Below are 12,328 nucleotides of genomic sequence, written 5' to 3' on the forward strand. Positions count from 1 at the left end.
GAGCGGTTCCGGGGCGGGCGCTGCCGGCACGGGGTTGGCGACCACCCCCGCACGGGCGGTCGGGCGAGGGCCGGCGGCGCGGATCAGGCGGCGGCGAGGGCCGGGTTGATCGAGTCGGGGGCCCACTTCGAGCGGTGGCACCGGGACCAGCCCCGACAGCCCGGGTGGGCCAGCGTGCACAACCGCTGGCCGGTCAGCACCTCGCCGTCGTCGGTCTCGGTCACCTCGAAGTGCACCGGCCGGATGGTGCCGTCCGGCGCGACCAGCAGGTGCCGGCCCGCGTCGAGGGTGTCGTCGGCCAGCAGGCAGTTGCGACCCAGCAGCCGGGCCAGCGCCGCGATGCTGGTGTGCTCGCCGAGCGACTCGGGGACCCCGTAGCAGTCCACAACCGTGCCGAACTCCCCCGGCGCCTCCCACACGTCGCAGACCACCGCGTACGCGGGCAGCCGCGCCGGGTCGGCGACGGCGAGGGGCATCACCACCCGACCGATCGCCTCGGCCAGGGCCGGGTACACGTCCACCGGTGCCGCCCGGTCGATTCTCCAGTTCCACAGCTCGGTCACGCCGCCTCCTCGCTGCGTTCGTCCCACCGGCCTCCGGATCGGGGCCTTACGACGATGGTGGGGTGCATATGACCTCAGCCGGGGGCAAGTTACCGGTCTGTGACCATTCCGGGCAAAATTCCCCCAAGCCTCGTTGCTCGGAGTAGCGGGAAGATGACAGTTTATCGGGTACGCTGCCGTACCTGGCACCCGACACGACCTCAGCGCAGGACCACCAGGTGCTCGCCTCGGGGCAGCAGCTCCCCCACCACCGTGCCGCCCGGCACCTCCCCCGCCAGCAGCAGCCCACCGGAGGTCTGCGCGTCGGCCAGCAGCAGCCGCTCGGCCTCGTCCACCGAGCCGAAGTCCGTCCACGGCGTGACCCAGTCCAGGTTGCGGCGGCTGCCGCCGCTGACGTACCCGTCCCGGACCGCCTCGCGGGCACCCGCCAGGTACGGCACCCGGGCGGTGTCGATCGCCACCGTCAGCCGGCTGGCCCGGGCGAGCTTCGACGCGTGCCCGAGCAGCCCGAAGCCGGTGACGTCGGTACCGCAGCGGATGCCGGCGGCCACCGCCGCGCCGGCGGCGTCCCGGTTCAACCGGGTCATCGCCGCGACCGCCTCGGGAAAACTCTCGCCGGTCCGCTTGTGCCGGGTGTTGAGCACCCCGACACCGAGCGACTTGGTCAGCGACAGCGGCAGGCCCGGCCGCCCGGCGTCCAGAGTGATCAACTCCTCCGGCCGGACGATCCCGGTGACGGCCAGCCCGTACTTCGGGCTGTCGTCGTCGACGCTGTGCCCGCCGGCCAGGTGGCAGCCGGCCTCCCGGGCGATGTCCCGTCCGCCCCGCAGCACCTCGCGGGCCAACTCCAGGGGGAGCACGTCGCGGGGCCAGCAGAGCAGGTTGAGCGCGACGAGCGGGGTGCCGCCCATCGCGTACACGTCGGACAGCGCGTTGGTCGCGGCGATCCGACCCCAGTCGTACGCGTCGTCGACGACCGGGGTGAAGAAGTCGGCGGTGCTGACCAGGCCGGTGTGCCGGTCGAGCCGGACCACGGCGGCGTCGTCGCCGTGGTCGAGGCCGACCAGCAGGTCGGCGGCGCCGGGCGCCGGCCCGAGGCCCGCCACCATCGCCTCCAGCTCACCCGGCGGAATCTTGCAGGCGCAACCGCCGCCGCGGGCGTGGTCGGTCAGGCGCAGCCGTTGGGTCATCCCACCATGATCTCCGTGACGCACCTCATGCACCACTCGGCGCGGCCCGGTGACCGACGGAAACCGGACGAGGTGGCACGCCGCCCACCGGTGTTACCGCTCCGTGACCAACTCGGTGGCACTCCGCCACGTCGTCCCGCCTACAGTTGCCCAAAACCGGGGGTCGACGACCCCGCTGCTCCGGGACCAACGACAGGGACGGTGAACGACGTGACGAAGGGCGAACCGCTCATCGTGCTGGACGGGGTCAACAAGTGGTTCGGCCCCCTGCACGTGCTGGACGACGTGTCGCTGTCGGTCGGCCGGGGCGAGGTCGTCGTCGTGATCGGCCCCTCCGGCTCCGGCAAGTCGACGCTCTGCCGCACGATCAACCGGCTGGAGCCGATCGACTCCGGCACCATCACCTTCGACGGGCAGCCGCTGCCCGCCGAGGGCAAGGCCCTGGCCCGGCTGCGCAGCGAGGTCGGCATGGTCTTCCAGTCGTTCAACCTCTTCGCGCACAAGACCATCCTCGAGAACGTCACCCTCGGGCCGATCAAGGTCCGGGGCGAGAAGCCGGCGGCGGCCCGCGAGCGCGGCCTGGCCCTGCTCGACCGGGTGGGCATCGCCAACCAGGCCGACAAGTTCCCGGCCCAGCTCTCCGGCGGTCAGCAGCAGCGGGCGGCGATCGCCCGCGCGCTGGCCATGCAGCCCAAGGCGATGCTCTTCGACGAGCCAACCAGCGCGCTGGACCCGGAGATGGTCGGCGAGGTGCTGGACGTGATGACCTCCCTGGCCCGCGAGGGCATGACGATGGTCGTGGTCACCCACGAGATGGGTTTCGCCCGGCACGCGGCCAACCGGGTCATCTTCATGGCCGACGGCCAGCTCGTCGAGGACGCGCCGCCGGCCGAGTTCTTCGCCAACCCGCGCAGCGAGCGGGCGAGGGACTTCCTCTCCAAGATCCTTACGCACTGAGCGTCCCCGTAGTGGAGCGGCCGTCCCCGGCCGGGCTCCGTCGAAGAAGGAGAAGAGTATGCGTATCAAGCGCGTGGCGGCGGTCGCCGCCGCGGCTGCCCTGGCCCTCGGCATGGCCGCCTGCGGTGGCGACTCCGCCGAGGAGGGCACCGGCGCCGGCAGCAAGTCCTTCCCCGCCGGTAGCACCATGGAGCGGCTGAACAAAGCCCAGAAGATCAAGGTCGGCACCAAGTTCGACCAGCCGGGCTTCGGCCAGAAGGGCCTGTCGGGCAAGCCGGAGGGCTTCGACGTCGAGGTTGCCAAGCTCGTCGTCAAGGAGCTCGGCATCCCCGAGGACAAGATCGAGTTCGTCGAGACGCCGTCGAAGGTCCGCGAGGACGTCATCGCCAACGGCACCGTCGACCTGGTCGCGGCGACGTACACGATCAAGGCCGAACGCAAGGAGCGCATCTCCTTCGCCGGGCCGTACTACGAGGCCGGCCAGAACATCATGGTCAAGAAGGACGACACCACGATCACCGGACCGGACTCCTTCAAGGACGGCGCCAAGAAGGTCTGCTCGGTGACCGGCTCGACCCCGGCCGAGGAGATCAAGAAGTACGTCAAGGACGTCGGCACCCAGCTGGTGCTCTTCGACACGTACGACAAGTGCCGCGACGCCCTCAAGGGCGGCCAGGTGGACGCCGTGACCACCGACAACGTCATCCTGCTCGGCTACATCGCCAAGGACGAGGCCTCGTTCAAGCTGGCCGGCGAGAACTTCACCAAGGAGCCGTACGGCATCGGGGTGAAGAAGGACGACACCGCCTTCCGCAACTTCATCAACGACGTGCTGGAGAAGGCGTTCACCGACGGTAGCTGGAAGAAGGCCTGGGACGACACCGCCGGCAAGTTCGGCGCGCAGCTGGGCAACCCGCCGACCATCGACCGCTACTGACCGACAGTTGATCTGGAGGGTGGGGAGGAAGACCGACCCGTGAACGTGCTCATCGACAAGTTCGACGTCTTTGCGGGTGGCTTCTGGCTCACCCTCCAGCTCTGCCTGCTCGCCGCGATCGGCGCCCTGCTCCTGGGTGCCCTCCTGGCGGTGCTGCGGATCTCGCCGGTGCCGCCACTGCGCGCCGTCGGCACCGGCTACGTGAACGTCTTCCGGAACATGCCGCTGACCGTGGTGATGTTCTTCGCCGCCTTCGGCCTGCCGGCGCTCGGCTCCAACGCGGACTTCCTGCGCATCCCCGTGATCGACTCGTTGTTCACCCGGCTCGGCACCGACCTGCCGTACTTCCGCTTCGCGCTGATCGCCCTGGTGCTCTACACCGCGGCGTTCGTCTGTGAGGCACTGCGCTCCGGCGTGAACGCGGTGCCCGCCGGTCAGGCCGAGGCCGCCCGCTCGCTGGGCCTCACCTTCGGGCAGAACCTGCGGTACGTGGTGCTGCCGCAGTCCTGGAAGGCCTCGGTCGTTCCGCTGGGTTCGGTGATCATTGCGATGATCAAGAATTCGGCGCTGGCCGGCTTCTTCGGGGTCGTCGGTGATCTGTCGGCCACCGCCGACCAGCTCACCGGAGCCGAGGGCTACGCCTTCGTCCCGGTCGCCATCGGCATCTCGATCGGTTACCTGATCATGACCGTGCCGCTCGGTGCCCTGCTGGACCGGATCGAGAAGCGACAGGCGGTGGCCCGATGAGTCAGCAGACCAGCGTCCTCTACGACGTCCCCGGTCCTCGGCAGCGGCGGATCACCCTGATCAGCAGCATCGTCGCCACGGTGGTGCTGATCGTCGGGGCCTACTTCCTGGTCTACCGTCCGCTGGACGAGAAGGGCCAGTTCTCGATGGAGCTGTGGGGGCCGCTGGTCGACCCCGCCAACGAGAACTTCACGCTGGTCTGGGAGCGCATCGGCCTCGGCCTGAAGAACACTCTCACCGCTGCCGCGCTGGCCATCGTCGCATCGCTGGTCGTCGGGACCCTGCTCGCCGTACTGCGGATCCAGCTCAAGAGTTTCACCGGGCGACGCTTCACCGGGCTGGCGGCACCGGTGGCGTATCTGCTGCGCGGGCTGAGCCTGCTGCTCTCAGCGATCACCCGGGTCTGCGTCGAGGTGTTCCGCGGCCTGCCGGTGGTCATCACGATATTCTTCGTGGCCCGCGGCTTCCCCGAGTTCGGCATCTCCTTCGACACGCTCTGGTACCTGGTGATCGGCCTGACCATCTACAACTCCGTGGTCATTGCCGAGATCCTCCGCTCCGGCATGGAGGGGCTGCCGGGTGGTCAGCGGGAGGCCGCCGCCGCGATCGGACTCTCCCCGCTGCAGGCCACCCGGATGATCCTGCTACCACAGTCCTTCCGGATCATGCTGCCGGCGCTGATCAGCCAGCTCGTGGTGGTCCTCAAGGACACCTCGCTCGGCTTCATCATCAGCTACGAGGAGACCCTCAACATCGGCAAGCAGATCATCGGCGTGCTGGGCAACCCGATCCAGGTCTACGTGGTGATCGCCGTGCTCTTCATCGTGGTGAACTACTCGCTGTCGAAGCTGGCGCAGTACGTGCAGCGCCGGCTCTCCCAGGGTCGCAAGACGGCCGGCACCCCGGCCCAGCAGCCACCGGCCGCCGCCCTCATCTCGCAGGCCGAGGGTGGCGGTGCCGGGGGTGCCGGCACATGAACCATCGACGACAGGGGCGGCCCGACCGGACCGCCCCTGTCGCTGTGCGGCCTCAGCGGGCGATCTCGGTGACCCGGGACTCGCGGACCACCGTCACCCGGATCTGACCGGGATAGGTCAGCTCCTCCTCGATCTGCTTGGCCACGTCCCGCGCCAGGACCGCCGCGCCGATGTCGTCGACGTCCTCCGGCTTGACCATCACCCGGATCTCCCGGCCCGCCTGCATGGCGAAGACCTTCTCCACGCCGAGCTTGCCGGCCGCGATCTCCTCGATCCGCTCCAGCCGCTTGACGTACGCCTCCAGGCTCTCCCGTCGCGCGCCCGGCCGCCCGCCGGAGCAGGCGTCGGAGGCCTGGGTGAGCACCGCCTCGACGGTCTGCGGCGGCACCTCGTTGTGGTGTGCCTCGATGGCGTGGACGACGTCCTCGCTCTCGCCGTACTTGCGGGCCACGTCGGCGCCGATGATGGCGTGGCTTCCCTCCACCTCGTGGGTGAGCGCCTTGCCGATGTCGTGCAGGAACGCGCACCGCTTGATGGTCGGCACGTCCAGCCGCAGCTCGGCGGCCATGACGCCGGCGATGTGCGCGGTCTCCACCAGGTGCTTGAGCACGTTCTGCCCGTACGACGTGCGGTAGCGCAACCGACCCAGCAGGGTGACCAACTCCGGGTGGATCTCGGTGATGCCCACCTCGACCAGGGCGTCCTCGGCAGCCCGGTGGCAGAGCTGCGCCACCTCCTGGCGGGCCAACTCGTGCACCTCCTCGATCCGGTGCGGGTGGATCCGCCCGTCGAGAACCAGCTTCTCCAGGGTGAGCCGGCCGACCTCGCGGCGTACCGGGTCGAAGCAGGAGAGCAGCACCGCCTCCGGAGTGTCGTCGATGATCAGGTTCACCCCGGTCACCGACTCGAAGGCACGGATGTTGCGCCCCTCCCGGCCGATGATCCGGCCCTTCATCTCGTCTCCCGGCAGGTGCAGGACGCTGACCACGCTCTCCGCGGTCTGCTCACTGGCCACCCGTTGGATCGCCTCCACCACGATGTGCCGGGCGCGCTGCTCGGCGGTGCTGCGGGCGTCGGACTCGATGTCCCGGACCAGCAGTGCGGCCTCCCGCTTCGCCTGCGTCTCGATCACCTCGACCAGCTCGGTGCGAGCCGCGTCGGCGGTCAGGCCGGCGACCCGCTCCAGTTCCCGGCGGCGCTGCTCCTCGGCGAGCGTCAGCTCCGCCTCCCGGGCGGCGAGCGCGGCCTCCCGCTCGGCCAGCGCGGCGCTGGCCGCGGTGAGCTGCCGTTCCCGCTCGGCGAGGCGCTCCACCTCCTCGGTGTGCAGGCGTTCACGCTCGTCCATCCGGGCCGCCCGGCGCTCCACCTCGGCGGCCTGCTCGCGGGTGGTGGCGGCGAGGACGGCCACCTCCCGCTCGCCGCTGCGCCGAGCCGTGGTACGCAACTGCTCCGCGTCGATCTCGGCCTGCTTGTGGGCTCGCTCCAGAATGGTGTCGGCCTCGGTGCGGGCGTCGTCGAGCACCCGGCGGGCCTCGGCGCGGGCCGCCTTCGCCTCGGCCTTGGCGGCCGCTGCCTCGGCCCGCGCGGCTGCGGCAGCGGACTTCGCCACGTCGATGGTGCTGCTCGCCTCGTCCGCGGCGGAACGCAGCGCGGCCAGGGACTGCTCTTGGCGGTCCTTCTCGGCGATGAACGCCGGATCCTCCGGCCGCGGCACCGCGCCGAGTTGCCGTACCGCCCGGACCCCGAATGCGACGGCACCGACCACGACCAGCGCCAGGAGCAGCACCACGACGAGGAGAACCACGTCGATGACGCTCATGACCGCGCTCCCCGACCGACGAGCGGGCCCCACGCGGCCTGCGCCCGACCGGTCAGTCCGTGCTGGGCAGGGGACCGCCGGCTGGCCCCGACGTGACCACGTCTGGCACGGGGCCGCCGCGCGTCGACCGGCGGGCATCCGCCAACCCCCCCTGGGGACCCGTGGTCCCTGTGCCGCGCCGCCATGGCCGCCTCCCCTGAGTCGACGCCGCGGCGGAACCGTGCCCTGGACACGAACCGCCACGGCCCTGGACGCCCGACCGAGCGGCTGGCCGTGGGTGCAGCTCTGCATCGGCGATGCCCCCGGGCATCGCCGACAACCGGTTGCAGTTGTCGGCCGGCTCCGGACCTGCCGTCCGGAGTGGTCGTCACAGGCCGGCAGAGCTGGCCAAAGTGATGCTGTTCTGTTACGCGATCTATGTTGTGCGCTTAGCCTGCGCTGGTCGGGCAATTCGAACCTGTATGGCGAGGCTAGGTTGCGGACAGCCGTTCGGTCAAGAACTCATGATCAAACCCCCCGAACGGAGAGAAGTTGCATCGTCACTCGTAGCTGACCCAGAGGTCGGACATCGACGGGCAAACGGCCCACTAACGGGTCTCGGCTTGACCAGACCGTCAAGGTCATCTCCGGTCGCGGTATCTCGCTCCCATCCCGTGACGCGCAACACCGCGACGTACGGCAACCGGAATTGAAGGGCCGGGCATTCCCTGATCGCCGCCGCCTGCGACACCCACGGAATGGTGGGTGGGCAGGAGTCAGCGGGCGCCCAGCGCTCGGGCGGCTGCCACCAGCGCGGCGTTGTCGGCCGCCGTTGCCCCGTCCGGCAGATGGAGAGTGTCCTCGATGCCGATGCGGGTGTGCAGACCACGGCGGACCGCCTCGGCGAGCACCGGCCAGGCCGCACCGCCCTCGCCGTGCAACAGCACCGGCGGGTCGTCCGGGGTGAGCGCGGCGAGCATCGCGGCGGCGGCGGCCAACGCCTCGATGGGTTCGTCCGGGGTGCACTCGACGAGAATCCGGCCGGCCGGCACCCGCCACCGCCGGTAGGCGGGTACGTCCGCCGCCGCCCAGATACCGGCCTCGACCAGCACTGCCCGCTCGTGCAGCGCGGCGGCGACCGCCTCGGCCCCTTCCTCGTGCACGTTCACCGAGGCGAAGTCCGGCAGCACCGGCCAGGCTCGGACGGCGGCGACCCGGGCGGCCGGATCCGGCTCGATCCAGGCCCCCGTACTCACTCCGATAGCCATCTCCGGCCGGGCGGCCCGCAGCGCGGCCACCGTCTCCGCGATCACCGCCGGTGCCAGCGACTCGGCACCGGCGGCGTCGCGGGCATGCACGTGCACGGCGGCGACGCCGAGCTCGGCGCAGCGCGCCGCGTCAGCGGCCAGGTCGGCCGGGGTGACCGGCACGGCGGGGTGCTCGTCCCGGCGACGGCCACCGTTGAGACACGCCTTCAGCACCCGATCATCATCACCCATCCGGACGGCCCCCGTCGCCCTGGCGCGACCCCGGGCAGCCGCATCCAGCAGCGCCGTCGGCGATCAGTCGAGAGGACGAGCCTCCCGGTCCAGGTCGCCCTCGACCTCCGTCAGGGCGTCCGCGTCGATCTGTTCGGCGAACTCGGCCGCCTCGGCGCTCTGCGCGGCGAGCACGTCCTTCACCGCCCGGATCGCCAGCCCCGGCGGATAGCCCTTGCGGGCCAGCATGCCGACGAGTCGACGGAAGACCGCGTCGGGTTCGCCCCGGGCCGTACGCAGTTTCCGCTCCACCAGGGCGCGGGCGGTCTCGGCCTCGGTCTGCTCGTCCAGCTCGCCGAGGGCCTCCTGCGCCACGTCGCCGTCCACGCCGCGTTGGCGCAGTTCGTTGGCGAGCGCCCGGCGAGCCAGGCCCCGGCCGGCGTGCCGGCTGGACACCCAGGCGCGGGCGAAGGCAGCGTCGTCGATGATGCCGACCTCGTCGTACCGGTCGAGCACCTGGGCCGAGACCTCGTCGGAGATGCCCCGCTTCGCCAGCGCCCCGGCCAGCTCGGCCCGGGTACGGGGGCGTACGGCGAGCTGCCGCAGGCAGATCTCCCGGGCCACCTCGGCGTCGTCGCGCGGTGGGCCGGCCGGTACCTCCGGCTCGGCCCCGTCGACGGAGGACCGGCGGCCTCGGCGCGGGCGAGGCCCCTCGCCGTCGTCCCCGGCGCGGCGTGAGTGAGGTGTGGTGGCGTCACCCGTGCGGGGCGGGCTGGCGTCCCAGCCGCGCCCCGTACGGGCACGTCGTCCTGCCATTCAGCCGCGACCGGTCAGAAGTCGACCGGCGGCAGCTCCGGGCCGCCGGCGGCGTCGCCCGCGCCGACCCCGACGCCGAGCTTCTCCAGGATCTTCTTCTCGATCTCGGCGGCCACGTCCGGGTTCTCCCGGAGGAACTCGCGGGCCTTCTCCTTGCCCTGGCCGAGCTGGTCACCGTCGTAGGTGTACCAGGCGCCGGACTTGCGGATGATCGCCTGCTCGACGCCGACATCGATCAGCGAACCCTCGCGGGAGATGCCCTTGCCGTACATGATGTCGAACTCGGCCTGCTTGAACGGCGCGGCGACCTTGTTCTTCACGACCTTGACCCGGGTGCGGTTGCCGACCACGTCGGTGCCGTCCTTCAGGCTCTCGATGCGCCGCACGTCGAGACGAACCGAGGCGTAGAACTTCAGCGCCCGGCCACCGGTCGTGGTCTCGGGTGACCCGAACATGACCCCGATCTTCTCGCGGAGCTGGTTGATGAAGATCGCCGTGGTGCCGGTGTTGTTGAGCACACCGGTGATCTTCCGCAGCGCCTGGCTCATCAACCGGGCCTGCAGACCCACGTGGCTGTCGCCCATCTCGCCCTCGATCTCGGCGCGCGGCACCAGGGCGGCGACCGAGTCGATCACGATGATGTCGATCGCGCCGGAGCGGACCAGCATGTCGGCGATCTCCAGCGCCTGCTCACCGGTGTCGGGCTGGGAGACCAGCAGGGCGTCGGTGTCGACGCCGAGGGCCTTCGCGTACTCCGGGTCGAGCGCGTGCTCGGCGTCGACGAACGCCGCGATGCCGCCCGCCCGCTGGGCGTTGGCCACCGCGTGCAGGGCGACCGTGGTCTTACCGCTGGACTCCGGGCCGTAGATCTCGACGACCCGGCCGCGGGGCAGACCGCCCACGCCGAGCGCCACGTCGAGTGCGATGGAACCGGTGGGGATCACCGAGGTCTGGATGACCGGCCGCTCCCCCAGCCGCATCACCGAACCCTTGCCGAACTGCTTGTCGATCTGAGCGAGAGCAAGGTCGAGTGCCTTCTCCCGGTCAGGCCCTGCCGCCATCGTTGCCACCCCTGCCTTCGCCGGCGTCTTTCCTGAGCTTCGCGTCACGCGGGACACGCTAGGCGCTGGGTCCGACAGAAAACCAGCCGACCGGCCGTGAGCTGTGGACAAGCACCCCGCTGTGGACAATAGCCGAACACATGTACGACTCGGCAAGTGACACGCGGAAGTGACGAAAAGGCTGCTCAGCGTAGCCGGGCGGGCACCCGGTCGGGGTAGGCGGCGACGACCGCCCGCCACACCACGTGCGTCTGCTCGCCCTCGGCGAGCGCCTGCGTGATGGTTCGCCCGCCCAGTTCGGAGAGCACCTGGTCGCTGGCGATGCTGGCCGCGTACCCCGCCCCGAAGGCCTGTTCCAGCCGGGCCCAGAAGTCGGTCAGCCGCACGTGATCAGTCCTCCTCGTCGGGCGCCCCGGACGGCACCGGACGCAACGCTAACGCCAGCAGGGGCACCACCGCGATCGCCGCCAGCAGGGTCAGCGTCGGATAACCCGCCACCCGCATGACAAACCCGCTGGCCGCCGCCGCGCCCGCCCCGGCCAGCCCCATGGTCAGGTCGGACAGTCCCTGTACGCCCGGCCGGACGTCGGTCGGCACCGCCTCGGACAGCAGGGTCGAGCCGGCGACCATGGTGCCCGACCAGCCCAGCCCGAGCAGCACCAGGCCGACCGAGAGCAGCGGCGTGTGGTGCCCGGCGGTGCCGGCGACCGCGCAGGCCGCCAGCAGGGTGGCGATCCCGCCGAGGATCACCGCGCGCCGGCCCACCCGGTCGGTGAGCCAGCCCACCACCGGGGCGAGCGCGTACATGCCGGCGATGTGCAGGCTCAGCACCACGCCCACCACCCGCAGCACGTCCACGTCGGAGTGCGACTCGCCGAGTCGTACCGGGGTCATCGCCATCACCGCGACCATCACCAGGTGGCCGACCGCGACGGCGGCGATGCCGAGCCGGGCGGCCGGCCGGGCGACCACCACCCGCCAGGCCGCCCGCATCCCGGCCCGGGGCACGACCGCCGCCGGCGTGCCGGCGGGCGGCACGGCGTCGGCCCCGGCCGCCGCGAGCCGGCGCGCGGTGAGCAGCGGATCGGGCCGCAGCAGGAGCAGCAGTACGACCGCGGCCAGCACGAACGCCACCGCGCTGAACGCGAACGGCCCGGCCAGCGGCGGTACCCCCCAGCGGTGCGTGATCCGATCGGCGAGGGCGGCGAAGTTCGGCGCGGCCACCGCGCCGATGGTGGTGGCCCAGACGATCAGCGACAACTGTCGGCCGCGCCGGGCCGGCACGGCGAGGTCCACCGCCGCGTAGCGGGCCTGGAGGTTGGCCGCGGAGCCACCACCGAAGAGCAACATGCCGAGGAAGAGCAGCGGCACCCAGCCGGTCGCCGCGGCGAGCACCACCAGCACCCCACCGACCGCGCCGGTCAGGTACGCCAGCACCAGCCCCGGCCGGCGGCCGTGCCCGGTGATCACGCGGGTGACCGGTACGGCGAGCAGCGCCGCGCCGACCACCGCGGCGCTCTGTGCGAGCCCGGCCACCGCCGTCCCGGCGATCCGGGCGGCGAGCAGCGCCCCGACGGCGATTCCGATGGTGACGCCGACACCGCCGATGATCTGGGTGCCGAACAGCAGGCGGAGGGTGCGCCGCTGGATCGGCGCGACGTCCGCCGGGGCGGTCGGTACGGTCAGGTGCACGGCCATCGAGGCTCCTGCGGTAAGGGGCGATGTGCTGCCCATCCTTGCGCACCCGGACCGGCCGCACCGCCGGTGCCCCACCGCACCGCCCGCGGCCCGGTCCAGCCCGGCC

At 71.5% G+C, this 12,328-nt stretch carries 12 protein-coding genes; 4 read left to right on the top strand and 8 right to left on the bottom strand.

Translation table 11 applies throughout. The features are described from left to right. Positions 1-83: 83 nt before the first annotated feature. Both E1166_RS25325 and selD read right to left on the bottom strand, forming a co-directional pair. Positions 84-563 (bottom strand): hypothetical protein, encoded by a 480-nt coding sequence (locus tag E1166_RS25325; protein ID WP_132342449.1) that lies wholly within the window; start codon positions 561-563, stop codon positions 84-86. Positions 564-763: 200 nt separating this feature from the next. Then, a complete protein-coding gene (gene selD, locus E1166_RS25330) occupies positions 764-1,753 on the bottom strand; it encodes a selenide, water dikinase SelD (protein WP_132342450.1) in 990 nt (329 codons plus the stop codon). 201 nt (positions 1,754-1,954) lie between these two features. Here selD and E1166_RS25335 point away from each other — a divergent pair, with 201 nt between their 5' ends. From E1166_RS25335 to E1166_RS25350, 4 genes are read left to right on the top strand one after another with little or no spacing between them, the layout of a single operon-like run. Beyond that, positions 1,955-2,710, top strand: a complete 756-nt coding sequence (locus tag E1166_RS25335; protein WP_132267166.1) for an amino acid ABC transporter ATP-binding protein — start codon at positions 1,955-1,957, stop codon at positions 2,708-2,710. A 58-nt stretch (positions 2,711-2,768) separates the two neighbouring features. Further along, positions 2,769-3,647: a glutamate ABC transporter substrate-binding protein gene (locus tag E1166_RS25340; RefSeq protein ID WP_132342451.1), complete on the top strand. Its 879-nt coding sequence runs from the start codon at positions 2,769-2,771 to the stop codon at positions 3,645-3,647. Positions 3,648-3,686: 39 nt separating this feature from the next. Then, on the top strand, positions 3,687-4,394 hold the full coding sequence (locus E1166_RS25345; protein ID WP_132342452.1) for an amino acid ABC transporter permease: 708 nt from the start codon (positions 3,687-3,689) through the stop codon (positions 4,392-4,394). Beyond that, positions 4,391-5,371 (top strand): amino acid ABC transporter permease, encoded by a 981-nt coding sequence (locus tag E1166_RS25350; RefSeq protein ID WP_132342453.1) that lies wholly within the window; start codon positions 4,391-4,393, stop codon positions 5,369-5,371. The genes E1166_RS25345 and E1166_RS25350 overlap by 4 nt, the downstream gene beginning before the upstream one ends. 52 nt (positions 5,372-5,423) lie before the next feature. Here E1166_RS25350 and rny read toward each other — a convergent pair whose 3' ends face one another. The 6 genes from rny to E1166_RS25380 form a co-directional block, all read right to left on the bottom strand. Then, positions 5,424-7,190, bottom strand: a complete 1,767-nt coding sequence (gene rny, locus E1166_RS25355) for a ribonuclease Y (protein WP_132267158.1) — start codon at positions 7,188-7,190, stop codon at positions 5,424-5,426. Positions 7,191-7,945: 755 nt separating this feature from the next. Beyond that, entirely contained in the window at positions 7,946-8,650 is a 705-nt protein-coding gene (locus E1166_RS25360) for a 3-keto-5-aminohexanoate cleavage protein (protein ID WP_132342454.1), read from the bottom strand. 81 nt (positions 8,651-8,731) lie between these two features. Continuing rightward, the gene (locus E1166_RS25365) at positions 8,732-9,463 is read right to left on the bottom strand and encodes a regulatory protein RecX (protein WP_132342455.1); all 732 of its coding nucleotides are present in this window, start codon (positions 9,461-9,463) and stop codon (positions 8,732-8,734) included. Positions 9,464-9,477: 14 nt separating this feature from the next. Continuing rightward, the gene (recA, locus tag E1166_RS25370) at positions 9,478-10,524 is read right to left on the bottom strand and encodes a recombinase RecA (protein WP_132342456.1); all 1,047 of its coding nucleotides are present in this window, start codon (positions 10,522-10,524) and stop codon (positions 9,478-9,480) included. Positions 10,525-10,709: 185 nt separating this feature from the next. Next, complete coding sequence (locus tag E1166_RS25375) at positions 10,710-10,910, bottom strand: DUF3046 domain-containing protein (RefSeq protein ID WP_132342457.1); 201 nt, start codon at positions 10,908-10,910, stop codon at positions 10,710-10,712. A gap of 4 nt (positions 10,911-10,914) precedes the next feature. Then, on the bottom strand, positions 10,915-12,222 hold the full coding sequence (locus E1166_RS25380) for an MFS transporter (protein ID WP_243710508.1): 1,308 nt from the start codon (positions 12,220-12,222) through the stop codon (positions 10,915-10,917). Positions 12,223-12,328: the final 106 nt, after the last annotated feature.

It is taken from the genome of Micromonospora sp. KC213, assembly GCF_004348325.1.
Taxonomy (GTDB): Bacteria; Actinomycetota; Actinomycetes; order Mycobacteriales; family Micromonosporaceae; genus Micromonospora.

Coding starts and splice junctions, on each gene's coding strand:
- selD (WP_132342450.1), bottom strand. CDS start 1,753: ATGACCCAACGGCTGCGCCTGACCGACCACGCCCGCGGCGGCGGTTGC.
- E1166_RS25340 (WP_132342451.1), top strand. CDS start 2,769: ATGCGTATCAAGCGCGTGGCGGCGGTCGCCGCCGCGGCTGCCCTGGCC.
- E1166_RS25350 (WP_132342453.1), top strand. CDS start 4,391: ATGAGTCAGCAGACCAGCGTCCTCTACGACGTCCCCGGTCCTCGGCAG.
- rny (WP_132267158.1), bottom strand. CDS start 7,190: ATGAGCGTCATCGACGTGGTTCTCCTCGTCGTGGTGCTGCTCCTGGCG.
- E1166_RS25365 (WP_132342455.1), bottom strand. CDS start 9,463: ATGGCAGGACGACGTGCCCGTACGGGGCGCGGCTGGGACGCCAGCCCG.
- recA (WP_132342456.1), bottom strand. CDS start 10,524: ATGGCGGCAGGGCCTGACCGGGAGAAGGCACTCGACCTTGCTCTCGCT.
- E1166_RS25380 (WP_243710508.1), bottom strand. CDS start 12,222: ATGGCCGTGCACCTGACCGTACCGACCGCCCCGGCGGACGTCGCGCCG.